The sequence below is a fragment of the Burkholderia sp. AU16482 genome, assembly GCF_002223285.1.
Lineage (GTDB): Bacteria > Pseudomonadota > Gammaproteobacteria > Burkholderiales > Burkholderiaceae > Burkholderia > Burkholderia semiarida.
This window is the reverse complement of record NZ_NKEY01000003.1, coordinates 1,516,616-1,541,040: the sequence shown is the minus strand read 5'-3', so window position 1 is coordinate 1,541,040 and position 24,425 is coordinate 1,516,616. Positions and strand designations below refer to the sequence as shown.

The 24,425-nt window shown below is 67.9% G+C and carries 16 protein-coding genes and 2 tRNA genes; 9 read left to right on the top strand and 9 right to left on the bottom strand.

What is annotated here, in order from left to right; all coding sequences use genetic code 11:
- Positions 1–85: 85 nt before the first annotated feature.
- The 4 genes from lon to CFB35_RS09645 all read left to right on the top strand — a co-directional run bounded on the left by lon (position 86) and on the right by CFB35_RS09645 (position 5,183).
- A complete protein-coding gene (gene lon, locus CFB35_RS09660) occupies positions 86–2,509 on the top strand; it encodes an endopeptidase La (RefSeq protein ID WP_059585180.1) in 2,424 nt (807 codons plus the stop codon).
- A 207-nt stretch (positions 2,510–2,716) separates the two neighbouring features.
- Positions 2,717–2,792: transfer RNA gene (locus CFB35_RS09655), tRNA-Val, on the top strand.
- Positions 2,793–2,815: 23 nt separating this feature from the next.
- A tRNA-Asp gene (locus CFB35_RS09650) sits at positions 2,816–2,892 on the top strand.
- A gap of 353 nt (positions 2,893–3,245) precedes the next feature.
- Positions 3,246–5,183, top strand: coding sequence for a SurA N-terminal domain-containing protein (locus tag CFB35_RS09645; protein ID WP_089464851.1), 1,938 nt, complete (start codon positions 3,246–3,248; stop codon positions 5,181–5,183).
- A 75-nt stretch (positions 5,184–5,258) separates the two neighbouring features.
- On the opposite strand, the gene CFB35_RS09640 is transcribed toward CFB35_RS09645, so the two are convergent.
- Positions 5,259–5,927, bottom strand: coding sequence for an arylesterase (locus tag CFB35_RS09640; protein ID WP_059585182.1), 669 nt, complete (start codon positions 5,925–5,927; stop codon positions 5,259–5,261).
- Here CFB35_RS09640 and CFB35_RS09635 point away from each other — a divergent pair.
- Positions 5,926–6,642 carry an ABC transporter ATP-binding protein gene (locus CFB35_RS09635; protein ID WP_059645536.1) on the top strand — a complete coding sequence of 239 codons (717 nt, stop codon included), beginning with the start codon at positions 5,926–5,928 and terminating at the stop codon, positions 6,640–6,642. The two genes, CFB35_RS09640 and CFB35_RS09635, sit on opposite strands and share 2 nt — an antisense overlap.
- A 70-nt stretch (positions 6,643–6,712) precedes the next feature.
- On the opposite strand, the gene pgi is transcribed toward CFB35_RS09635, so the two are convergent.
- The 3 genes from pgi to CFB35_RS09620 all read right to left on the bottom strand — a co-directional run bounded on the left by pgi (position 6,713) and on the right by CFB35_RS09620 (position 11,345).
- Positions 6,713–8,335: a glucose-6-phosphate isomerase gene (gene pgi, locus CFB35_RS09630; RefSeq protein WP_059585184.1), complete on the bottom strand. Its 1,623-nt coding sequence runs from the start codon at positions 8,333–8,335 to the stop codon at positions 6,713–6,715.
- A 111-nt stretch (positions 8,336–8,446) separates the two neighbouring features.
- Complete coding sequence (locus CFB35_RS09625) at positions 8,447–9,991, bottom strand: NAD(P)H-hydrate dehydratase (protein ID WP_089464850.1); 1,545 nt, start codon at positions 9,989–9,991, stop codon at positions 8,447–8,449.
- Between the two features lie 52 nt (positions 9,992–10,043).
- Positions 10,044–11,345, bottom strand: a complete 1,302-nt coding sequence (locus CFB35_RS09620; protein WP_060966230.1) for an FAD-dependent oxidoreductase — start codon at positions 11,343–11,345, stop codon at positions 10,044–10,046.
- A 328-nt stretch (positions 11,346–11,673) separates the two neighbouring features.
- Between CFB35_RS09620 and purL the strand changes: the two genes are divergently transcribed.
- Both purL and CFB35_RS09610 read left to right on the top strand, forming a co-directional pair.
- The gene (gene purL, locus CFB35_RS09615) at positions 11,674–15,738 is read left to right on the top strand and encodes a phosphoribosylformylglycinamidine synthase (protein WP_089464849.1); all 4,065 of its coding nucleotides are present in this window, start codon (positions 11,674–11,676) and stop codon (positions 15,736–15,738) included.
- 7 nt (positions 15,739–15,745) lie between these two features.
- On the top strand, positions 15,746–16,294 hold the full coding sequence (locus CFB35_RS09610) for a GNAT family N-acetyltransferase (RefSeq protein ID WP_089464848.1): 549 nt from the start codon (positions 15,746–15,748) through the stop codon (positions 16,292–16,294).
- 169 nt (positions 16,295–16,463) lie between these two features.
- On the opposite strand, the gene CFB35_RS09605 is transcribed toward CFB35_RS09610, so the two are convergent.
- From CFB35_RS09605 to CFB35_RS09585, 5 genes are all read right to left on the bottom strand, one after another.
- Positions 16,464–17,246: a peptidylprolyl isomerase gene (locus CFB35_RS09605; RefSeq protein WP_050013274.1), complete on the bottom strand. Its 783-nt coding sequence runs from the start codon at positions 17,244–17,246 to the stop codon at positions 16,464–16,466.
- Positions 17,247–17,264: 18 nt separating this feature from the next.
- Complete coding sequence (locus CFB35_RS09600) at positions 17,265–17,573, bottom strand: BolA family transcriptional regulator (protein WP_050013273.1); 309 nt, start codon at positions 17,571–17,573, stop codon at positions 17,265–17,267.
- 1 nt (position 17,574) lies between these two features.
- Positions 17,575–18,105 carry a septation protein A gene (locus CFB35_RS09595; RefSeq protein ID WP_059585190.1) on the bottom strand — a complete coding sequence of 177 codons (531 nt, stop codon included), beginning with the start codon at positions 18,103–18,105 and terminating at the stop codon, positions 17,575–17,577.
- Between the two features lie 130 nt (positions 18,106–18,235).
- A complete protein-coding gene (gene msrB / locus CFB35_RS09590) occupies positions 18,236–18,667 on the bottom strand; it encodes a peptide-methionine (R)-S-oxide reductase MsrB (protein ID WP_059585191.1) in 432 nt (143 codons plus the stop codon).
- 43 nt (positions 18,668–18,710) lie between these two features.
- Complete coding sequence (locus CFB35_RS09585) at positions 18,711–20,279, bottom strand: YdiU family protein (protein ID WP_089464847.1); 1,569 nt, start codon at positions 20,277–20,279, stop codon at positions 18,711–18,713.
- A gap of 151 nt (positions 20,280–20,430) precedes the next feature.
- Here CFB35_RS09585 and CFB35_RS09580 point away from each other — a divergent pair, with 151 nt between their 5' ends.
- Complete coding sequence (locus tag CFB35_RS09580; RefSeq protein WP_089464846.1) at positions 20,431–22,074, top strand: 3-(methylthio)propionyl-CoA ligase; 1,644 nt, start codon at positions 20,431–20,433, stop codon at positions 22,072–22,074.
- Between the two features lie 262 nt (positions 22,075–22,336).
- Positions 22,337–24,421 (top strand): 3-hydroxyacyl-CoA dehydrogenase NAD-binding domain-containing protein, encoded by a 2,085-nt coding sequence (locus CFB35_RS09575; protein WP_089464992.1) that lies wholly within the window; start codon positions 22,337–22,339, stop codon positions 24,419–24,421.
- Positions 24,422–24,425: the final 4 nt, after the last annotated feature.

The following is a 24,425-nucleotide window of genomic DNA, read 5'->3' as shown; positions in this document are numbered from 1 at the left end:
CGAATATTTCCCGCACTTGAAGGCTTGCAATTCGTTGTGGCGGCCTCAATTACCGAACAATTGATTCCACTCATGGGGAAATGAAATGTCAGGCACCCAACTTCTCCCGCCGGAACGCATCACGCTCCCGCTGCTGCCGCTGCGGGATGTCGTCGTTTTCCCGCACATGGTCATTCCGCTCTTCGTGGGCCGGCCGAAATCGATCAAGGCCCTCGAAGCAGCGATGGAAGGCGGCAAGCACATCATGCTCGTCGCCCAGAAAACCGCGGCCAAGGATGAACCGACCGAAAAGGACATGTACGAGGTCGGTTGTATCGCCAACATTCTGCAGATGCTGAAGCTGCCGGACGGCACCGTGAAGGTGCTCGTCGAAGGCCTGCAGCGCGCGAAGGCGTTGTCCATCGAGGAACAGGAGACGCAATTCTCCTGCGACGTGATGCCGCTCGAGCCCGATCACGCCGACAGCGCGGAAACGGAAGCGCTGCGCCGCGCGATCGTGTCGCAGTTCGACCAGTACGTGAAGCTGAACAAGAAGATCCCGCCGGAGATCCTCACGTCGCTGTCGGGTATCGACGAAGCAGGCCGTCTCGCCGACATGATCGCCGAGCGCCTGCCGCTCAAGCTCGACCAGAAGCAGCACATCCTCGAGATGTTCCCGGTCATCGAGCGCCTCGAGCATCTGCTCGCGCAGCTCGAAGCCGAGATCGACATCCTGCAGGTCGAAAAGCGCATCCGTGGGCGCGTGAAGCGCCAGATGGAAAAGAGCCAGCGCGAGTACTACCTGAACGAACAGGTCAAGGCGATCCAGAAGGAGCTGGGCGAGGGCGAGGAGGGCGCGGATCTCGAGGAACTCGAGAAGCGCATCAACGCCGCGCGCATGCCGAAGGAAGCCAAGAAGAAGGCCGACGCCGAGCTGAAGAAGCTGAAGCTGATGTCGCCGATGTCGGCGGAAGCGACCGTCGTGCGCAACTACATCGACACGCTGATCGGCCTGCCGTGGCGCAAGAAGAGCAAGGTCAACAACGACCTGTCGAACGCCGAGCAGGTACTCGACGAGGATCACTTCGGCCTCGAGAAGGTCAAGGAACGGATCCTCGAGTATCTCGCGGTGCAACAGCGCGTGGACAAGGTCAAGGCGCCGATCCTGTGCCTCGTCGGGCCCCCGGGCGTCGGCAAGACCTCGCTCGGCCAGTCGATCGCGCGTGCGACGAACCGCAAGTTCGTCCGGATGGCGCTCGGCGGCGTGCGTGACGAAGCCGAGATCCGCGGCCACCGTCGCACGTACATCGGCTCGATGCCGGGCAAGATCCTGCAAAGCCTCGCGAAGGTCGGCGTGCGCAATCCGCTCTTCCTGCTCGACGAAGTCGACAAGATGGGCATGGATTTCCGCGGCGATCCGTCGTCGGCGCTGCTCGAAGTGCTCGATCCGGAACAGAACCACACGTTCGCCGACCACTACATCGAAGTCGATTTCGATCTGTCGGACGTGATGTTCGTCGCGACGTCGAACTCGCTGAACATCCCGCCGCCGCTGCTCGACCGGATGGAAGTGATCCGTCTGTCGGGCTACACGGAAGACGAGAAGGTCAGCATCGCCCAGCGTTACCTGCTGCCGAAGCAGAAGAAGAACAACGGGCTGAAGGAAGGCGAGGTCGAGGTCACCGAACAGGCGATCCGCGACATCATCCGCTACTACACGCGCGAAGCCGGTGTGCGTTCGCTCGAGCGGGAAGTGTCGAAGATCTGCCGCAAGGTCGTGAAGATGCTGCTGCTGAAGAAGGCATCGGGTGCGATCAAGGTCGATGGCGAGAACCTCGACACGTTCCTCGGCGTGCGCAAGTACGACTTCGGCCTCGCGGCGAAGGAAAACCAGGTCGGTCAGGTGACAGGCCTCGCGTGGACGGAAGTCGGCGGCGACCTGCTGACGATCGAAGCTGCGGTGATGCCGGGCAAGGGCAACGTGATTCGTACGGGCTCGCTCGGCGACGTGATGAAGGAGTCGGTCGAGGCTGCGCGTTCGGTCGTGCGCTCGCGTTCGCGGCGTCTCGGCATCAAGGACGAAGCGTTCGAGAAGCAGGACATCCACATCCACGTGCCGGAAGGCGCGACGCCGAAGGACGGTCCGTCCGCCGGCGGTGCGATGACGACCGCGCTGGTGTCGGTGCTGACGGGTATTCCCGTGCGGGCCGACGTCGCGATGACGGGCGAAATCACGTTGCGTGGCGAAGTGCTGCCGATCGGCGGGCTGAAGGAAAAGCTGCTGGCGGCGCATCGCGGCGGCATCAAGCTCGTGCTGATTCCGGAAGAGAACGTGAAGGATCTCGCGGACATTCCGGACAACGTGAAGAACGCGATCGAGATCGTGCCGGTCCGCTGGATCGACAAGGTGCTGGAGCTCGCGCTCGAGCGTTCGCCGACTCCGCTGCCGCCGGAAGAAGAAGCGAAGGCAGCGGCGCCGGTCGGCGAGGCGGCGAAGGATGCCGGCTCGACGGAAGTCGTCAAGCACTGAGACCCTGACGACCGTCGTTGTTGACGGTTGTTCACGAAACCCGCGGCGATGCCCGCGGGTTTTTTTATGCGCGTCGGCATCGTGCGAGCGCGGGCGTTAAAAAAATTCACGCACGGGCTTGGCAAAATGATCGGGGATGAATTAAACTTGCGGGCTCGCTGATTGTTGATGCGGAAACGCAGATCGCAGTCGGAACGAATCGGAAACGGGTGCTTAGCTCAGCTGGTAGAGCGGCGCCCTTACAAGGCGTAGGTCGGGGGTTCGAACCCCTCAGCACCCACCAGTTTCACGATTCAGCCAGACCAAGGAGCGGTAGTTCAGTCGGTTAGAATACCGGCCTGTCACGCCGGGGGTCGCGGGTTCGAGTCCCGTCCGCTCCGCCAAGCAAACAACAATGCCCGCCTTGTGCGGGCATTGTTGTTTGTGTGTTGTGGTTTTGCGCCCGCTGGCGGGCGCGTGACTGCGGAGTGGAGGAAGCCGCCTGCGCGGCTTCCGGCGGGACTCGAAGGGCTGCGCTTGCAAGCGCAGCCGCGGCCTGCGGGATGTAGGCGAGTCCCGTCCGCTCCGCCAAACAAACAACAATGCCCGCCTCGTGCGGGCATTGTTGTTTGTGCGTTGTGGTTTTGCGCCCGCTGGCGGGCGCGTGACTGCGGAGTGGAGGAAGCCGCCTGCGTTTTATCCCGTCCCACCCCGTATGTTGTAATATCGGACGTTTTGTCCAATTTTCCCGTCACGCATGCTCGATTTCTTCCGTAATCACCAGCGCCTGATGATGGCGCTCCTGCTCCTGATCGTGTTGCCGGGGCTGGGTTTCGTCGGGATCCAAGGCTTCCGCGGCTTCTTCGACGACAGTGCGAACGTTGCGGCGGTCAACGGACACAAGATCACGCGGGTCGAATTCGACGGCGCGTTCCGCCAGCAGATCGACCAGGCGCGCCAGGCGCTCGGCGGGCAGTTCGACATCAAGATGTTCGATACGCCCGAGCATCGCAAGCAGGTGCTCGACGGCCTGATCCAGCAACGCGTGCTGGCCGACGAGACGCAACGTCTGCACCTGACCGCCTCCGACAACGCCGTGCGCGACGCGCTGATGAGCGACCCGATGATCGCGTCGCTGAAGAAGCCCGACGGCACGATCGACGTCGAACGCTATGCGCAACTGCTGTCGTTCCAGGGGATGACGCCCGAGCAGTACCAGGAGCGCGTGCGCTACAGCCTCGCGCTGCAGCAGATTCCCGCAAGCATCGTGTCGAGCGCGTTCACGCCGAAGAGCCTCGCGCAACGCCTGTCCGAACTCGCCGCGCAACAGCGCGAAGTGCAGGTGCTCGTGCTGAAGACGAGCGACTTCGCAGCGAAGGTCCAGCCGACCGACGCGCAGCTCGCCGCGTACTACGACGCGCACAAGCAGAGCTTCGCGACGCCGGAAACCGCGACGATCCAGTACCTCGTCTATTCGCCGGCAGCGGCGGCCGCGAGCGCGCAGCCGACCGAGGCGGACATCAAGAAGTTCTACGACGACAACCCGACGCACTTCCGTACCGAAGCGCAGGTGCGCGTGAGCCACATCTTCATCGCCGCGCCGGGCAACGCGAGCGCGGCCGACAAGGCAGCCGCGAAGGCGAAGGCCGAGCAACTGCTCGCCGACGTGAAGGCGCATCCGGACCAGTTCGCGCAGATCGCGCAGAAGAACTCGCAGGACGCGCCGTCGGCGGCGAAGGGCGGCGACCTCGGCTTCATCACGCGCGGTTCGACCGCGGGCGGCAAGGCGTTCGACGATGCCGCGTTCTCGCTGAAGCAGGGCGACGTCAGCGGTATCGTGCAGTCGGATCTCGGTTTCCACATCCTGAAGGCGACCGAAGTGAAGCCGGCCGTCGTCAAGCCGTTCGCGGAAGTGAAGGACCAGATCGCGGTAGACCTGAAGCAGCAGTACGCATCGAAGGCGTTCTCGGACAACGCGGAAGGCTTCACGTCGACCGTCTATGAAAAGGCGAAGACGCTGCAGCCGGCCGCGGACAAGTACAAGCTGACGATACAGACGGCCACGGTCACGCCGACGCCGAATCCGCAACTGCCGCCGACGAGCCCGTTGAACAATCCGAAGTTCCTGGCCGCCGTGTTCGCGAACGACGCGGTGAAGAACCAGAACAACACGCAGGCGATCGACGTCGGCAACAACACGCTGATCTCGGCGCGCGTGACCGAGCACAAGCCGGCCGCGGTGCCCGCGCTCGACGCGATCAAGGATGTCGTGCGCCAGAAGGTCATCGCCGAGCAGGCCGCGGAACTCGCGAAGAAGGACGGTGCGGCGAAGCTGGCCGAACTGCAGAAGTCGAAGTCGACGGACGGCTTTACGGCCGCGCAGAAGGTGTCGCGCACGCAGTCGCAGGGCCTGACGCCGGCTGCGCTGAGCGCCGTCTACAAGGTCGATGCGAAGACGCTGCCGGCTTACGTCGGTGTCGACCTCGGCGCGGACGGCTATGCGATCTATCGCGTGAACGCGGTCATTCCGGGTTCGGCGGTCGATCCGCAGCAACTGGCGGCCGCGCAGCAGCAGATGGCCCAGGTCGACGCGCAAAGCGAAGGCGAGGCGTACCTCGCCGCGCTGCGCGATCGCTCGAAGGTGAAGCTGTACGGCAGCACGACGGCCAGCCAGCAGCAGGACGGCGACAACTGAGCGTCGTTTCGCCCGCAACCATCGAAAAGCCCCGCTCGAAGCGGGGCTTTTCGTTTTCCGGTGCGTCGGCTGCGGTCAGCCGCGCGGCTTGCCGAGCAGCGGCTTCAATGTCGGCCACACGTTGTCGAGCAGAATGCCCTGGGCCTGCTGCGCGGGATGCATCTGGTCGGCCTGGAACATCTCGGGCTTGTTCTCGATGCCGGCCAGCAGGAACGGCACGAGCGGCACGCCGAGGTCCTTCGACAGCCGCGTATAGAGCGCGTGGAACTTCTGCGTGTAGTCGGGGCCGTAATTGGGCGGCACGTACATGCCGACCAGCACGACCTTCGCCTGTGCACGCCGTGCGCCGGCGATGATGTCGCGCAGGTTCTGCTCGGTCGTCGCGAGCGGCACGCCGCGCAGCGCGTCGTTCGAACCGAGTTCGACGACGACGATCGACGGCTTGAGCCGCTGCAGCACCGCCGGCAGCCGCGCACGGCCGCCGCTCGTGGTGTCGCCGCTGACGCTGGCGTTCGCGACGCTATAATCGATTCGCTCGGTGGTGAGCCGTTGCCGCAGCAGCGCCACCCAGCCAGTGTCGCGCGGTAATCCGTATTCGGCCGACAGGCTGTCGCCGAGCACGACGATCACGGGCGGGCTCGATGCCGGCGCCGTCGCGGCGCGTGCGGGTACGGTGACGGCCAGCAACGTGCCCAGCAGCGCGGCGGCCGTCGCGCGTCTTTTCCAGCGAAATGTCGTGTCCATGTTCAAGATTACCGATCCGATCATCGAAGTCCATGACGTGTGCAAGCGGGTTGCCGATGCAACGGGCGAGCTGACGATCCTCGACGGCATCACGCTCGCCGTGCAGCCGGGCAGCAGCCTCGCGATCGTCGGCGCGTCGGGCTCGGGCAAATCGACGCTGCTCGGCCTGCTTGCGGGGTTGGACAGCGCGACGAGCGGCACGGTTCGCCTGCTCGGCCGCGCGCTCGACCCGCTCGACGAGGACGAACGCGCGGCGCTGCGCAACGGCGCGGTCGGGTTCGTGTTCCAGTCGTTCCAGTTGATGCCGCACCTGACGGCGCTGGAGAACGTGATGCTGCCGCTCGAACTGCAGGGCGGCATCAGCGCGCGCGACGCGGCCGACCGCGCCCGCGCGCTGCTCGTGCAGGTCGGTCTCGGCGAACGCACCGCGCATTATCCGAAGCTGCTGTCGGGCGGCGAACAGCAGCGCGTCGCGCTCGCCCGCGCGTTCGTAACGCGCCCGGCGATCCTGTTCGCCGACGAGCCGACCGGCAGCCTCGACGCGGCCACCGGCCACGCGGTCATCGACCTGATGTTCGAGCTGAACCGCACGCATGGCGCGACGCTCGTGCTCGTCACGCACGATACCGAACTCGCGCGCCGCTGCGCGACGACAGTCACCATCGACGCCGGGCGCATCGTCGCGCCGCACACAATCGCTCCGCGTGACGCGTGAATGTCGTGCTGGCCGCGCATGGTGAATTGCGCGGCCAGCACGGGTGCGACGCCGTCGCGTCAGTCCTTCTTCAACGCTTGAGCGCCGCACGGGCGCGCTCGATCAGCGCCGTGGTCGACGAGTCGTGCTTCGCCGGATCGACCGATTCGGCCGACAGGTCGGCTTCGACGACCTTGCCGAGAATCTTGCCGAGCTCGACGCCCCACTGGTCGAACGGATTGATGTCCCACACCGTCGCCTGCACGAGCACCTTGTGCTCGTAAAGCGCGATCAGCGCGCCGAGCGTGCGCGGCGTCAGCGCATCGACGAGCAGCGTCGTGGTCGGGCGGTTGCCGGGGAACGTCAGGTGCGGCGCGAGCGCTTCCTTGCCCGGCCCGGCCACCTTGCGCGCTTCTTCGAGCGTGCGGCCGAGCATCAGCGCCTCGCTCTGCGCGAAGCAGTTCGCGAGCAGTTTCGGATGATGGCTCGCCAGCGGATGCTCGGGCGTCAGCACCGCGATGAAATCGATCGGCACGATCGTCGGCCCCTGGTGCAGCATCTGGAAGAATGCATGCTGGCCGTTGGTGCCCGGCTCGCCCCACGTGACGGCCGACGTCGGGTAGTCGACGAAGGTGCCGTCCAGGCGCGCGGATTTGCCGTTGCTCTCCATTTCGAGCTGCTGCAGGTACGACGGCAGGTAGTGCAGCGCTTCCGAATACGGCGCGACGAGATAGCTCTGCGAGCCGAAGAAATTCCGGTACCAGATGCCGATCAGGCCGAGCAGCACCGGCAGGTTCCGCTCGAGCGGCGCTTCGCGGAAGTGGCGGTCCATGTCGTTCGCGCCGGCCAGCAGCTCGTCGAACCGTTCAGGGCCGACCGCGATCATGATCGACAGGCCGACCGCCGACCACAGCGAATAGCGGCCGCCGACCCAGTCCCACATTTCGAACACGTTGTCCGCGGCGATGCCGAACTTCACGACTTCGGCCGGGTTCGCCGACACGCCGACGAAGTGTTTCGCGAGCGCGTCCTCGGGGCAGCCGCGCGCGACGAACCAGTCGCGCAGCGAGCGTGCGTTGGTCATCGTCTCGAGCGTCGTAAACGTCTTCGACACGATGATCGCGAGCGTTTCCTCGGGATCGACCTGTTCGAGCACGCGCGCGAGATCGGCGCCGTCGACGTTCGACACGAAGTGGGTCGAGATCTCGGGCGTCGCGACGTGGTGCAGCGCATGCACGACCATCTTCGGCCCGAGATCGGAGCCGCCGATGCCGATATTGATCACGTGGCGAATGCGCTTGCCCGTATAGCCCGTCCACGTGCCGCCGCGCACGGCGCGCGCGAACGTCGCCATCTTCGCGCGCTCGGCGCTCACCTGCGCGTGAAACGGCGCCTGCGGGTCGGTCGCGCGCAGCGCGGTGTGCAGTGCGGCGCGGCCTTCGGTCGGGTTGACGATCTCGCCCGCGAACATCGCGTCGCGGCGCGCTTCGACGCCCGCGTCGCGCGCGAGCTGCACGAGCAGGCGTACCGTTTCGTCGTCGATACGGTTCTTCGAGAAATCGGCCGCGAGACCGCCGCCGGCAATCGTGAAGCGCTCGGCGCGGGTGGGCGCGCGGTCGTTTTCCGGCGCGAACCAGTCGCGCAGCCGCGCGTGGCGGATCTGTTCGAAGTGGGATTGAAGGGCAGTCCAGGCGGGGAGCGATTTCAGCGTCATGGCGGTTCGAGTGAAGCGTGAATCGGGAGGAATGCCGCGCCGGCTCATCGGGATCGGAAAGCCGGCGGACGAGAAGGCCCGCCGTGCGGCGGGGCAGTCAGTATAGCGGCGTTACGTGTCGGCGCGCGGCGACGGATAAAAAAGGCGATTGATCAGCGTGCGCACCATCGGCGCGAGCTCGCCCGCGGTCAGCCCGGCCGGGCCGGTGCCGTTCGCGGTCAGCGTGTCGGCCGCGAGGCCGTGCAGGTAGACGCCGGCCAGCGCGGCCTCGTACGGCGCGACCCGCTGCGCGAGCAGCGCGCCGATCAGGCCGCCGAGTACGTCGCCGGTGCCGCCGGTGGCGAGCGCCGCGTTGCCGGTCGGATTGATCGTCACGCGGCCGTCGGGCGCCGCAATCACCGTACCCGAGCCTTTCAGCACGACGATGGCCGCGTAACGGGCGGCGAGCGCCTGTGCGGCCGCGACGCGATCGCGTTGCACGGCGGCGGTGTCGCTGCCGAGCAGGCGTGCGGCTTCGAGCGGATGCGGCGTCAGCACGCATGGATTGCCACGCGCGCCGCGCGTGGCGACCGCGGCCGCGAGGTCCGCGTGCGTCGCGACGAGATTCAGTGCGTCGGCATCGAGCAGCGTCGCGGTGTCGTACGCGAGCACGTCGCGCACGAGCGTCGCCGCGGCCTCGCGCGTGCCGAGCCCGCAACCGGCCGCGATCGCGGTCATCGCGCCGAGGTCGAGGGTGTCGGCCGGATGCAGCATCAGTTCGGGAAAGGGCGGATCGTACGGCGGCGCACCCGCGCCAAGGAAGCCGACGTGCACCTTGCCGGCGCCGGCGAACAGCGCGGCGCGGGCGGCGAGGATCGGCGCGCCGCACATGCCTGTGTCGCCGCCGAGCACCGCGAGGCTGCCGTACGTGCCCTTGTGGGATGCGAACGCGCGCACGGGCAGCGCCGCGGCGAACCGCGCGGCTGCGTTCAGCACGATGGCCGGCGCGGCGGGCGGCGCGACGTCGAGCGACGCGACGTGGATTTCACCGGCGAGGTCGCGGCCGTCGCCCGTGTAGAGGCCGGGCTTCGCGCCGATGAAGGTGAGCGTGTGGGTGGCCGCGACGGCGACGCCCGCGCCGACGATCCGGCCCGTGTCGCTGTCGAGCCCGCTCGGCACGTCGAGCGCGAGCACGCGGCCGCCGCCGCGCGCATGGGCGGCGATGCGCGCGGCCTGCTCGGCGAACGCGCCGTCGAGCGCGCGGCCGAGACCGATGCCGAACAGCCCGTCGACGACCCACGCGTAGCCATCCAGCGACGCGGGCGGGGTGGCCGACAACGGCACGCCGGCCGAGCGCGCGAGACCGAGCGCCCATTGCGCGTCGTCCGGCTTGACCGGCACCGGCATCCACGCATGCGTCGCGACGCCGAGCTGCTGGAGCTGCGCGGCGGCCACCAGTGCGTCGCCGCCGTTGTTGCCGGGGCCGACCGCGAACCAGACGGGGCGTTCGTCGCCGGCCATGCGCTCGGACAGCCAGTGTGCGGCGGCGGCGCCGGCGCGACCCATCAGCGTGTGCGGCGGCAGCGCGGCGGTGGCGTCGGCTTCGGCCGCGCGCAGGTCGGCGACGCGCAGCAGCGCGATCGGATCGGAATCGGGAAGCGGGTGGGTAACGGTCATCGCGGGATCGTGGCGGCTGGCAAGGATGCCGCCACGGGACGGCCCGCGGCGGTCAGGTCGTGAAGCGGCCGGCGCTCAGCGCGGCGAGCGTGTCGGCGGGCCAGTGCTGGACGTTGCCGCCCAGATAGTCGGCCACCACTTTAGCAGAGCCGCACGCGAGCCCCCAGCCGGCCGGGCCATGGCCGAAATTGACGAACACGCGTGGATGCGGGGTCGGACCCACGACGGGCAGGCCGTCCGGCGACAGCAGTTGCATGCCTTGCCACGACAGCGCGGCCGAAATCCGCGCCGCGCCGGGTACCCAATCGTGGACGGCCTGGCCGAGCAGCGCGAGCGCGGCCTCGGACAGCGGCTCGGCGAGCGGCTTCGCGGTATCGGCGAGACTCTGCAGCACGGCGCCGCCGCCGATGCGCAGCCGCTGGTGGGTGCGCGTGATCGAGATCCGCTTGATCGAATCGACGACGCTCAGGTGTGGCGCATGCTCTTCGTATGCAACCGGCGCGGTGAGCGTATGGGTGCGCACCGGATGCAGCGGCAGGCGCCAGCCGAGCCGTTCGAGCAGCGCAAGGCTGCCGGCGCCGGCCGCGACCACGATCGCGTCGGCGGACATCACGTCGACCTCGCGCGCCTTCGCCGGGTTTCCATTGCCCGGCGGCACGAGTTCGACCGCGGCGCGGCCGTTGTCGACGCGAATCGCGGCGACGTCCGCGCCGAAGCGGAACTGCACGCCGTGCTCGTCGAGCGTCTGCTTGACCAGTTTCGCGAACAGCGGGCAGTTGCCGGTGCGCTCGGTTTCGAGCAGCACGCCGCCCGCAAAGCCGGGTTCGGCCGGCACCGACGGTTCCAGCGCCGTGCATTCGTCGGCGGTGAGCGTGCGGTACGGCTGATCGAGCGTGCGCAGCAGGTCGAGCGCGGGTTGCAGCGCGTCCCAGTCGCGCGGATCGCGCACGACGTGCAGGATGCCCGGCTTCTGCTCGAATTCGAGTTCCAGGCGCGCCTCGATATCGGCGAGCGTGTCGCGCGACACGTCGATCAGCGGGCGCAGCCGCGCGTACTGCGCGGCGAACGCGTCGGGCTCGCGCAGCGCGCCGAGCTGCTTGACGAAGCGGCGCACGCCGCCGTTCAAGCCTGGTTTGTAGACGATGCCGCTGTCGCGCGGCTGGCGCTGGCGCATGAAAGTCGGGCCGAACCAGACGTCGAGGGGGCTCGGCAGCAGCGCGCCGCCGTCGCCGTAGGTCGCGCCTTGCGCGACGGTCGCGTGGCGTTCGACCACGCACACGCGATGGCCGGCCGCGCGCAGCTGGTAGGCGGTGGCGACGCCGCTGATCCCGCCGCCGATGACGATCACATCCATGGATTGCTTCGATGACGGGCGGCGCGCACGCCGCCCGGTGAGAATTCGCTGAGGGCCCGGGCCCGGTGAACCCGGAATGATAGCGCCAAAAGTGCGCGAGCCGGCGCCGGCCGAGCATGGGTCGTGCGGGCGCGCCACGACGGCGCGGCGCACGGGCTGCTCGTGCCGGCTAGGCGGGCGGCCGTGCGCGCCCCGCGCGCGGGCACCGGTGCGGTGCATGAGGCGCACCGATCGGCCGGTCTGGGACGCCCGACTTCCGGGTATAATTACGGCCTTCCTTTCGCCCCACGTCGCCACCTCGCGCGACTCTTCGACGTCAGTCCAGCCCATGGCTCACTTCTCGTGTTTTCCCGGCGCTTCGGCCCTCTCCGATTTCCGTCAAACCCGTCTGCTCGACACGCTCAGGCAAATCGACGCCAACATCGTCGCGGTGCGCGGCCAGTTCCTGCACTTCGTCAATGCGGCCGAGCCGCTGTCGGCCGACGACAGCGCGCGCATCGACGCGCTGATGCACTACGGCGAGCCGTTCCAGCCGGCGGGCGAGAAGGGCGCGACCGAGACCTTCGTCGTGCTGCCGCGCTTCGGCACGGTCTCGCCGTGGGCGAGCAAGGCGACCGACATCGCGCAGCACTGCGGCCTCACGCACGTGCGCCGCATCGAGCGTGGCGTCGAATTCACGGTCACGCTGAAGTCGGGCCTGCTCGGCGGCAAGAAGGCGCTGTCGGACGACGCCCGTGCGGCCGTCGCGGCCGCGCTGCACGACCGGATGACCGAAAGCGTGGTCGCGGCCCGCGACGACGCGAAGCATCTGTTCGACGAGCTGCCGGCCAAGCCGCTGTCGACCGTCGACGTGCTGGGTGTCGGCCGCGCCGCGCTCGAGCAGGCGAACGTCGAGCTGGGCCTCGCGCTCGCCGACGACGAGATCGACTACCTGGTCGACGCGTTCCGCAAGCTCGAACGCAATCCGACCGACGTCGAGCTGATGATGTTCGCGCAGGCGAACAGCGAACACTGCCGCCACAAGATCTTCAACGCACAGTGGACGATCGACGGGCAAGCGCAGGACATGTCGCTGTTCGCGATGATCCGCAACACCGAGAAGCTGAGCCCGCAGGGCACGATCGTCGCGTATTCGGACAATTCGTCGATCATGGTCGGCGCCGAAGCCGAGCGCTGGTTTCCGCGCAAGTCGGGTGCCGCGGGCGAGCCGGGTGAACGTTATGGCCGCCACACCGAACTCACGCACACGCTGATGAAGGTCGAGACGCACAACCACCCGACGGCGATCTCGCCGTTCCCGGGGGCGGCGACCGGCGCGGGCGGCGAGATCCGCGACGAAGGCGCGACGGGCCGCGGCGCGCGTCCGAAGGCCGGCCTCACGGGCTTCACCGTGTCGAACCTCGACCTGCCGGACGCCCGCCGGTCGTGGGAAAACGATCGCGACGCCGCGCAGCCGATGGCCGAGCGCAACCCGAACGAAGCGCACGGCCCGTACGGCCGTCCGGACCGCATCGCGTCGCCGCTGCAGATCATGATCGACGGCCCGCTCGGCGGCGCCGCGTTCAACAACGAATTCGGCCGCCCGAACCTCGGCGGCTACTTCCGCGTGTACGAACAGAACGTCGGCGGCACGGTGCACGGCTATCACAAGCCGATCATGATCGCGGGCGGCCTCGGCAACATCGCGGATCAGCACACGCACAAGCACGACGTGCCGGCGGGCTCGCTGCTGATCCAGATCGGCGGCCCCGGCATGCGGATCGGCATGGGCGGCGGCGCCGCGAGCTCGATGGCGACCGGCGCGAACACGGCCGAGCTCGACTTCGACTCGGTGCAGCGCGGCAACCCGGAAATCGAGCGTCGCGCGCAGGAAGTGATCAACGGCTGCTGGCAGCTCGGCGCGGAAAACCCGATCCTGAGCATCCACGACGTCGGCGCGGGCGGCCTGTCGAACGCGTTCCCCGAAATCGTCGACGGCGCGGGCAAGGGCGCGCGCTTCGAGCTGCGCAAGGTCGCGCTCGAGGAATCGGGCCTGTCGCCGCGCGAAATCTGGTCGAACGAGGCGCAGGAGCGCTACGTGCTGGCGATCGCGCCGGCCGACCTGCCGCGCTTCGAGGCGATCTGCGCGCGCGAGCGTTGCCCGTTCGCGGTGGTCGGTGTCGCGACCGACGAGCGCCAGCTGAAGCTCGTCGACGACGAAGCGACGGGCGCCGGCGAATACCCGGTCGACATGCCGATGGAAGTGCTGCTCGGCAAGCCGCCGCGCATGCACCGCGACGTCGTGCGCGTGAAGACCGAGCGCGCGCCGGTCGACGTGACGGGCATCGCGCTGTCGGAAGTCGCACTCGACGTGCTGAAGCACCCGACGGTCGGCAGCAAGTCGTTCCTGATCACGATCGGCGACCGTTCGGTCGGCGGGACGTCGGTGCGCGACCAGATGGTCGGCCCGTGGCAGGTGCCGGTGGCCGACTGCGCGATCACCGCGCTCGACTACGCCGGCTTCAAGGGCGAGGCGATGACGATGGCCGAGCGTACGCCGCTCGCGGTCATCGATGCGCCGGCATCGGGCCGCATGGCCGTCGGCGAAGCGATCACGAACATCGCGAGCGCGCCGATCGCGTCGCTCGACAAGCTGAAGCTGTCGGCGAACTGGATGGCCGCGTGCGGCACGGCCGGCGAAGACGCCGCGCTGTTCGACACGGTCAAGGCGATCGGCATGGAGCTGTGCCCGGCACTCGGGATCGGCATCCCGGTCGGCAAGGACTCGCTGTCGATGAAGACGAAGTGGGACGAGCAGGGCGTCGCGAAGGAAGTGGTGTCGCCGGTGTCGCTGATCATCTCCGCGTTCGCGCCGGTCGAGGACGTGCGCCGCCATCTCACGCCGCAACTGCGCCGCGTGGCGGATGCGGGCGACAGCGTGCTGATCGCGATCGACCTCGGCCGCGGCAAGAACCGGATGGGCGGCAGCATCTTCGCGCAGGTCACGCAGCAGGTTGGCGACACGACGCCGGACGTCGACGACGCGGAAGACCTGAAGCGCTTCTTCAACGCGATCCAGTCGCTCAATGCGCGAGATTTGCTGCTCGCGTACCACGATCGCTCGGACGGCGGCCTGTGGGCGACCGTGTGCGAAATGGCGTTCGCGGGCCACGCGGGCGTGTCGCTGAACGTCGACATGCTGACGCTCGACCCGAACCACGAATCCGACTACGGCGACGCGAAGGACTGGGCGAAGCAGACGAGCGGCCGTCGCGACGACCGCACGCTGCGCGCGCTGTTCTCCGAAGAACTCGGCGCCGTCGTGCAGGTGCGCGCGTCCGACCGCGACGCGGTGCTCGGCGCGCTGCGCGAGTTCGGCCTGTCGACGTGCTCGCACGTGATCGGCTCGGTCAACGATCGCGACGTGATCGAGGTGTACCGCGATGCGAAGAAGATCTTCGACGCGCCGCGTACCGAACTCCATCGCGCATGGAGCGAAGTAAGCTGGCGCATCGCACGCCTGCGCGACAACCCGGCCTGCGCGGATGCCGAATACGACGCGCTGCTCGACGCGGCCGATCCGGGCATCTCGCCGGTGCTGACGTTCGATCCGGCCGACGACATCGCCGCGCCGTTCATCGCGACGGGCGCTCGGCCGCGCGTCGCGATCCTGCGCGAGCAGGGCGTGAACTCGCATCTGGAAACGGCGTACGCGTTCGACCGCGCAGGCTTCGATGCGCACGACGTGCACATGAGCGACCTGCTCGCGGGCCGCGCGACGCTGGCCGATTTCGCGGGCGCGGTCGCGTGCGGCGGCTTCTCGTATGGCGATGTGCTGGGCGCCGGCGAAGGCTGGGCGAAGACGATCCGGTTCAACGCGAACCTCGCCGACATGTTCTCGGCGTTCTTCGCGCGTCCCGATACGTTCGCACTCGGCATCTGCAACGGTTGCCAGATGCTGTCGAGCATCGCGTCGATGATCCCGGGCGCGGAGGCGTGGCCGAAGTTCACGCGCAACAAGTCCGAGCAGTTCGAGGCACGCTTCTCGTTCGTCGAAGTGGAGAAGTCGCCGTCGATCTTCTTCGCGGGGATGGAAGGCTCGCGGATTCCGGTCGCGGTCGCGCACGGCGAAGGCTATGCGGACTTCTCGCAGCAGGGCGACATCGAGCGCGTCGCGGTCGCGATGCGTTACGTCGACCACCGCGGCGAAGCGACCGAGCGCTATCCGTTCAACCCGAACGGCTCGCCCGCCGGCATCACGTCGGTCACGACGGCCGACGGCCGCTTCTCGGTGCTGATGCCGCACATGGAGCGCGTCCATCGCACGGTCACGATGAGCTGGCACCCGGAAGGCTGGGGTGAGGCGAGCCCGTGGATGCGTGTGTTCCGCAACGTACGCCGCTGGATCGGCTGATTCGGGGATGATGTTCGACCCGAACGCGCCGGTCGAGGTCGTCACGCTGCGTGACGCGCGTGCGAGCGAGGCCGACGCGATCGGCCGCGTGATCCGCGCGGCGTTCGCGGGCGAGCCGCAGGGCGGGCAGTTCGAGCAGCGCATCGTCGACACGCTGCGCGCCGACGGTGCGCTGAGCGTGTCGCTCGTCGCGGAGCGCGACGGGCGTATCGTCGGGCACGTCGCGTTCTCGCCGGTCGCGATCGGCGGCGAGCCGGCCGGCAGCCAGCAGTGGTACGGGCTCGCGCCGCTCGCGGTGCGGCCCGAATGCCAGCGGCAAAGCATCGGCGCGGGGCTCGTGCGCACGGGGCTCGACGCGTTGCGGCGGCTCGGCGCGCGTGGCTGCGTCGTGCTCGGCGAGCCGGCGTATTACGCGCGTTTCGGGTTCGAACCGCACGGCGGCATCGTGTTTCCGGGCGTGCCGGCCGAGTATTTCCTTGCGCTGTCGTTCGACGAATCGGCACCGGTGCCGTCAGGTAATGTGCGTTACCACGACGTGTTCTATCCCGCCGCGTAGCGAACGCGGTGTGCGGTCACACCTGGCATGGCAAAGCCGCTCTTCGGAGCGGTTTTTTATTGCACGTCGGCCGCGCGTCGCCGCATCGCGAGACACATGTTCGCGCGCGCCAAAAGAAAAAGCCGCTCCGAAGAGCGGCTTTGCGATGCGCGTATGACGCGCGCCGGCGTTACTGAATCTTCGCCTGCTGGCGCAGACCTTCCTCGAACGCCTGCAGCTTCTGCTGCACGAGCTGCTGCGCGATCTGCGCCTTCACCTGGTCGAACGGCGGCGGGGCGATGTCGCGGATGTCGTCGACGCGGATGATGTGCCAGCCGAACTGCGTCTTCACCGGCGCGTCGGTCATCTGGCCTTTCTGCAGCTTCTGCGCGGCCGCCGCGAATTCCGGTACGTACGCCTTCGGGTCGGACCAGTCGAGATCGCCGCCGTTCTTGCCCGAGCCCGGATCCTTCGAGTATTGCTTCGCGAGATCCTCGAATTTCGCGCCGCCCTTGATCTTCGCGATCAGGTCCTTCGCCTGCTGTTCGCTCTCGACGAGGATGTGGTGCAGGTGATACTCGCGGTTGCCGCCCACGCCCTTGACGAGTTCGTCGTAGCGCGCCTTCACTTCGGCGTCGGTCGGCTGGTTCTTCTTCAGGAAGCTCTCGATCATCGAGCGCAGCACGACGGTCTGCTGCGCGACGGCGACTTGCGCCTTCACGTCCGGACGATTCGGGATGCCTTCGCGGATCGCTTCCTGCATCAGGATTTCGCGGTTCACGAGTTCCTGGCGCACGGCCTGCTGCAGTTGCGGGCCGTCGGTCTGGCCTTGCTGGACGAGCTGCGCGACCATCGCGTCGGCGCGCGATTTCGGAATCGGCGTGCCGTTGACGACGGCGATGTTCTGGGCGAATGCCGGCGCCGCTGCAAACGCAGCCGCCGCGACCCACAGGCGGGGGGATTTCAGGATCATCGGGAATTCCTAATGAGACTAGATTGAAGATTCGTTGAATTCTTCGGGCGTGTAAGCCACGATCGCGAGCGCGTGAATGCCGCGCTGCATCGCATCAGCGAGCGCATCATACACCAGCCGGTGCCGAGCGACGCGCGGCTTGCCCGCGAACGCGGACGATACGATCGTGACCGTGAAATGGCCGCCGGCGGCCGCGCCCGCGTGGCCTGCGTGCTGCGCGCTGTCGTCGCGCACGGTGAGCGACAGCGGCGCGAGCGACGCGGTGAGGCGCGCTTCGATCAGCGCGATGCGTTCGTCGGCGGAGGCGTGGAGAAAGGCGTCGCTCATGTCATTCGTCCTTCAGGTACTTCGTGAGCCACAGGCTCTGCAGGATGATGAATACGACCATCGCGCCCGTCGTACCGAACAGCTTGAAGTTCACCCATTGCGATTCGGTGAAGTTGTGCACCACGTACAGGTTCGCGACGCCGAGCACCGCGAAGAACAGCGCCCACGCGACGTTCAGCTTGTCCCACACGGGGGACGGCAGCGTGAGCTGCTTGCCCATCATCTTCTCGATCAGGTTCTTGCTGAACGCATAACGCGCGGCGAGCAGCCCGATCGCAAACAGCCAGTACAGCACGGTCGGTTTCCATTGAATGAATTTCTCGTCATGCAGGACGAGGGTGGCGCCACCGAACACGACGATCACGCCCAGGCTGACCCACAGCATCGTGTCGACCTTCCGGTGCCGGAAGGCGACCCACGCGACCTGGGCCAGCGTCGCGACGATCGCGACGGCGGTGGCGGTAAAGATGCCCCAGACCTTGAAGGCGACAAAAAACAGGATGATCGGAAACAGATCGAACAGGAATTTCATGGCGCTCGCAGCTGCGTGACGGGCCGCTCGTGCGGCCCGTCACCGTTGTAGGGACCCGCCAGGCATCGCCGTCGCGGATCGGGGCGGTCCGGCTCGAGGCTGGCCGCCCGGCAGATCCGCCCGGCGCCGCTCATTCGTTTTCGGGTCGGGACTCGAAGTTTAACGCAGCCGAATTGATGCAGTACCGCAAACCGGTCTTGTCGCGCGGGCCGTCCTCGAAGACGTGGCCCAGATGCGCGCCGCAGTGGTTGCAGCGCACCTCGACGCGCACCATCCCGTGCGAGTAGTCGACCTTCTCGTCGATCACCTCGCCGTTGAGCGGCTTGAAGTAGCTGGGCCAGCCGCAGCCCGAGTGGAACTTGGCGCCGGATTCGAACAGCGGCGTGCTGCAGACGACGCACTTGTAGATGCCGGCATCCTCGGTGTCGGTGTATTCGCCGGTGAACGCGCGCTCGGTCGCCGCGTGCTGCGTGACCTCGTACTGCATCGGCGTGAGCCGGCGGCGCAGCTCGGCGTCGTCCTTCTGGTACGGGTAGGTTTTGTCGTCGGAATCGTGGGACATGAGGTTCTCCTGATCGGTCGGTCGAGATGCGCGGGTTGCGGGCTTACGACGAGCAGCTCACTTCGAGCGAGCCCGCCCAGTCGGGCGGCAACGCCGCGTATGCTTCGTGCTCCGGTTGTTCGTCGAACGGGCGGCGCAGGATCCGCGCGAGCCGCTCGACTTCCGAAAAATCCTTTTCCTTCGCGCGCCGGATCGCGACTTCGGCCAGATGGTTGCGAAGCACGTATTTGGGGTTCGCGCGGTTCATTGCAACCGCGCGTGCCGCGTCGTCGCGCGTTTCCTCGGACAGCCGCGCGCGGTAGAGGTTCGCCCATGCGTCGAATGCTTCGCGGTCGATGAAGAGGTCGCGCACGGGCGCGTCGCGGCTCGCGTCGTGCTTCGAGAGCTGCGCGAGCCGGCGGAACGTCAGCGTGAAATCCGCGTGGCTCGCGTGCATCGTCTCGAGCAGCTTGTTCGCGAGTTCGGCGTCGTTCTCGCGCTCGAGCTCGAGGCCGAGCTTCGCGCGCATCGCGCGTTCGAGCGCGGGACCGAAGCGTTCGGGGAATGTCGCGAGTACGGCCTGTGCATCGTTCACCGCGCGCTCGGCGCGCGCATCGTCGTCGGCGATGCCGTGCTGCAGCCCAATCAGCGGCAGTAGCGCCTGCGCGAGGCAATAGCAGTTCCAGTGCGCGATGCGCGGCTGCATCCGGTACGCATAGCGGCCGCCGGTGTCCGAGTGGTTGCAGATGTGGTTCGCGTCGAATGCGTCGACGAAGCCGAACGGACCGTAGTCGATCGTCACGCCCAGGATCGACATGTTGTCGGTGTTCATCACGCCGTGGCAGAAGCCGACGGCCTGCCATTGCGCGACGAGCTCGGCCGTGCGCAGCGTCGCGGCTTCGAGCAGCGCGAGGTACGGATCGTCCGCGTCGCGGCAGGCCGGATAGAAGCGGTCGATCACGTGATCGGCAAGCTGGCGCAGCAGGTCGGGGCGATCGTTCGAGAAGAAGTGCTCGAAGTGGCCGAAGCGCACGAAGCTTTCCGACACGCGCGTGACGACGGCCGCCGTCTCGATCTCCTCGCGCACCACCGGCTGGTCGGAGCCGATCACCGTCAGCGCGCGCGTGGTCGGGATGCCGAGGTGATGCATCGCTTCCGAGCACAGGAATTCGCGGATCGACGAGCGCAGCACCGCGCGGCCGTCGCCCATCCGCGAATACGGCGTGCGGCCGCCGCCCTTGAGCTGCAGTTCGTAGCGCCGGCCGTCGGCGCCGGGCAGTTCGCCGATCGTCAGCGCGCGCCCGTCGCCGAGCTGGCCGGCCCACACGCCGAACTGATGGCCGGAATAGACCGACGCGTACGGCATCGCGTGCGCGGGCCAGTCGCGCGTCGGGTTGCCGGCGAACAGCTCGGCGAAGCCGGGCCGCGCGGCGATCGACGGCGGCAGGTCGAGCAGTCGCGCGACTTCGTCGGAAAAGCCGACGACGTACGGCGCGGCGAGCGGCGCGGCCGGCAGCCGCATATGAAACGCGTCGCCGAGCGTCACGAACGCGCGTTCGGCGGGCGCGCCGAGCGTCGCGGCGAGGTCGGGCAGGGTGTCAGCCGCATCGGCTGCGCTTCGGGAAAACGACATGTTGAGCGCCTCTGGGTAAGCCGATATTGTAAGGCGGCGCCGCGCCGCCCGCATGGCGGCCCGCGCACCGTGCGCCGCGCCTGTCCGGGCCGCCGACGGGCGCGCCGCGGGAGCCGGTCACCGATTCGCATCCTTCACGGAGAACAAGACGATGGGTAAGCCGTTGCTGGGCCAGATGATGGATGTGCCGTTGCTCGTGTCGTCGCTGATTTCGCATGCCGCGCGGCACGCCGGCGACACGGAGATCGTGTCGAAGCGCGTGGAAGGCGACCTGCATCGCTACACGTACCGCGATTGCGAGCGCCGCGCGAAGCAACTGGCGCAGGCGCTTGCGCGGCTCGGCGTCGAAACCGGCGACCGCGTCGGCACGCTGGCGTGGAACGGCTACCGGCATCTGGAAGCGTATTACGGGATCGGCGGGATGGGTGCCGTCTGCCACACGATCAACCCGCGCCTGTTCCCCGAACAGATCGCGTACATCGTCAATCATGCGGAAGACCGCTACGTCTTCTTCGACATCAATTTCGCGCCGCTCGTCGATGCGATCGCTCCGCAATGCCCGCACGTGAAGGGCTGGATCGCGATGACGGACGCCGCGCACCTGCCGTCCGGCGCCACGCCGTTCCTCTGCTACGAAACGCTCGTCGACGCCGAGGACGGCCGCTACGACTGGCCGCGCCTCGACGAGCAGCAGGCGTCGGGGCTCTGCTACACGTCGGGGACGACCGGCAACCCGAAGGGCGTGCTGTATTCGCATCGCTCGACCGTGCTGCATGCGTACGGCGCCGCGCTGCCCGACGCGATGAACCTGTCCGCGATGGACGCCGTGCTGCCCGTCGTGCCGATGTTCCACGTCAACGCATGGGGGCTGCCGTACGCGGTGCCGCTCACAGGCGGCAAGCTGGTGCTGCCCGGCAAGGATCTCGACGGGAAATCGCTGTACGAGCTGATGGAGGCCGAGCGCGTGACGTTCTCCGCGGGCGTGCCGACCGTGTGGCTCGGCCTGCTGAACTACATGCGCGAAGCCGGCGTGCGTTTCTCGACGCTGAACCGCACGGTGATCGGCGGCTCCGCGTGCCCGCCCGCGATGCTGCGCACGTTCGAGGACGAATACGGCGTGCGCGTGATCCATGCGTGGGGGATGACCGAACTGTCGCCGCTCGGCACGCTCGCGAAGCTCAACTGGGCGCAGTCGCGGCGGCCGCTCGACGCGCAGCGCCGGCTGCTGGAGAAGCAGGGGCGCGTGATCTGCGGCGTCGACATGCGCATCGTCGGCGAGGACGGCCGCGAGCTGCCGTGGGACGGCGTCGCGTTCGGCGAACTGCAGGTGCGCGGGCCGTGGGTGATCGACCACTACTTTCGCGGCAATGAATCGCCGCTGGCGGACGGCTGGTTCCCGACCGGCGACGTCGCGACGATCGACCCCGACGGCTTCCTGCAGATCACCGACCGCAGCAAGGACGTGATCAAGTCGGGCGGCGAGTGGATCAGCTCGATCGACATCGAGAACGTCGCGATCGCGCATCCGGGCGTGGCCGAGGCCGCCTGCATCGCATGCGCGCACCCGAAATGGACCGAGCGGCCGTTGCTCGTCGTGGTGCCGCGTGAAGGCGCGAACCTGAGCCGCGACGCGCTGCTCGCGTTCTACGAGGGCAAGGTCGCGAAGTGGTGGATTCCCGACGACGTCGTGTTCGTCGAGTCGCTGCCGCACACCGCGACCGGCAAGCTGCAGAAGCTGAAGTTGCGCGAGACGTTCCGCGATTACGTGTTGCCGACGGCGGTGGGCGCGCCGTAAGCCCTCGCGCCCGGGCAGCCGCCGGCACGCGGGGCCGGTCGCCCGATGCCGGTCGCCCGACGCCGGTCGCCCGACGCCGGTCGCCCGATGCCGGTCGCCCGATGCCGGTCGCCCCGCTCCGTCCCCGAATCGGGAACGCAATTCAAATTGAACGATCGTGCTTTTTCGTTGTATGCTGCCTGCGTTCATCCGGACATGCGGCCGTTCGACCGCGCACAATGAAGCGCAGCCAATCCGGCGCGCGATGCATGGAGGCAGGCAGATGGCAGTGGATTACTCGACTCGCGACGGCGTGGCCGTCATCACGCTCAACAATCCGCCCGTCAACGGGCTTGGCTTGTCGACCCGCCAGGGCGTCATGGACGCGCTCGATCGCGCCGCGCAGGATCCGTCGGTCACGGCCATCGTGCTGACCGGCGCGGGCCGCGCGTTCTCGGGCGGCGCCGACATCACCGAATTCAATACGCCGAAGGCGCTGCAGGAGCCGACGCTGCACACCGTGATCCGCGCGGTGGAGGCGAGCGCGAAGCCGGTCGTCGCGGCGCTGCACAGCGTCGTGATGGGCGGCGGCCTCGAGCTCGCGCTCGGCGCGCATTACCGGGTCGCCGCGCCCGGCGCGCAGGTCGCGTTGCCCGAGGTGAAGCTCGGCCTGCTGCCGGGCGCGGGCGGCACGCAGCGCCTGCCGCGCGCGGTCGGGCTTGAAACCGCGCTGAACATGATCGTGTCGGGCGCGCCGGTGCCGTCGGAGCAACTCGCGAAGAGCGGGCTGTTCGACGAAATGGCCGACGGCGACCTGCTCGACGCGGCCGTTGCGTTCGCGCGCAAGGTTGGCGCGCAGAAGGGGCCGCATCCGCGCGTGCGCGATCGCAAGATCGTCCACGAGAACGCGGCGGGCTTCATCCAGTTCGCGCGCAATTCCGCGCGGGCCGCCGCGCCGAATTTCCCCGCGCCGCACAAGTGCATCGACGCGATCGAGGCCGGCGTGCTGAACGGCTTCGACAAGGGCAGCATCGCCGAGCGCGAGGGATTCGTCGCGCTGATGATGACGCCGGAAAGCCGCGCGCTGCGCCATGCATTCTTCGGCGAGCGCGCGGCAAGCAAGATTCCCGACGTGCCGGCCGATACGCCGTTGCGCGAGATCCGCCGGGTCGGCGTGATCGGCGCGGGCACGATGGGCGGCGGGATCGCGATGAACTTCGTCAACGCCGGGCTGCCGGTCACGCTGCTCGAGACGAAGCAGGACGCGCTCGAGCGCGGCCTCGCGACGATCCGCAAGAACTACGACGCGCAGGTGAGGAAGGGCAAGCTCTCGCAGGAGAAGCTCGACGCGCGCATGGCGCTGATCGCGCCGACACTGTCCTACGACGACCTGAAGGACGCCGACCTGATCGTCGAAGCGGTGTTCGAGGAACTCGGCGTGAAGGAGCAGGTGTTCAGGAAGCTCGACGAAGTCGCGAAGCCGGGCGCGATCCTTGCGTCCAACACGTCGACGCTCGACGTCGACAAGATCGCGGCGTTCACGAAGCGTCCGCAGGATGTCGTCGGCATGCACTTCTTCAGCCCGGCGAACGTGATGAAGCTGCTCGAGGTCGTGCGCGGCGCGCGGACCGCGAAGGACGTGCTCGCGACCGTGATGGCGGTGGCGAAGAAGATCCGCAAGACGGCGGTCGTGTCGGGCGTGTGCGACGGCTTCATCGGCAACCGGATGATCGAGCAGTACATCCGCCAGGCGCTGTTCATGCTCGAGGAAGGCGCGCTGCCCGCGCAGGTCGATCGCGCGATCGAGAAGTTCGGCTTCGCAATGGGGCCGTTCCGGATGAGCGACCTCGCCGGCAACGACATCGGCTGGGCGATCCGCAAGCGGCGCTACGTCGAGCAGCCTGGCCTGCACTATTCGAAGATCGCCGACCGCCTGTGCGAGCAGGGCCGCTTCGGCCAGAAGACGGGCGCCGGCTGGTACGACTACGTGCCGGGCGATCGCAAGGCCAAGCCGTCGGCGCTCGTCGACGAGATGGTTGTCGCGTACTCGAAGGAGCGCGGCGTCGAGCGGCGCAAGATCGGCGACGACGAGATCGTCGAGCGGCTCGTGTTCGCGCTCGTCAACGAAGGCGCGAAGATCCTCGAGGAGAAGATCGCGTCGAAGGCGTCCGACATCGACATGGTCTATCTGACCGGCTATGGCTTCCCGCTGTGGCGCGGCGGCCCGATGCTGTACGCGGATACGGTCGGCCTCTACAACGTCGAGCGTGCGATTCGCCGCTATGCGGCGGCGCCGAACGGCGACGCGTGGCAGCTCGCGCCGTCGATCGCGGAACTGGCCAAGGCCGGCCGCGGGTTCAACGGCTGACGAT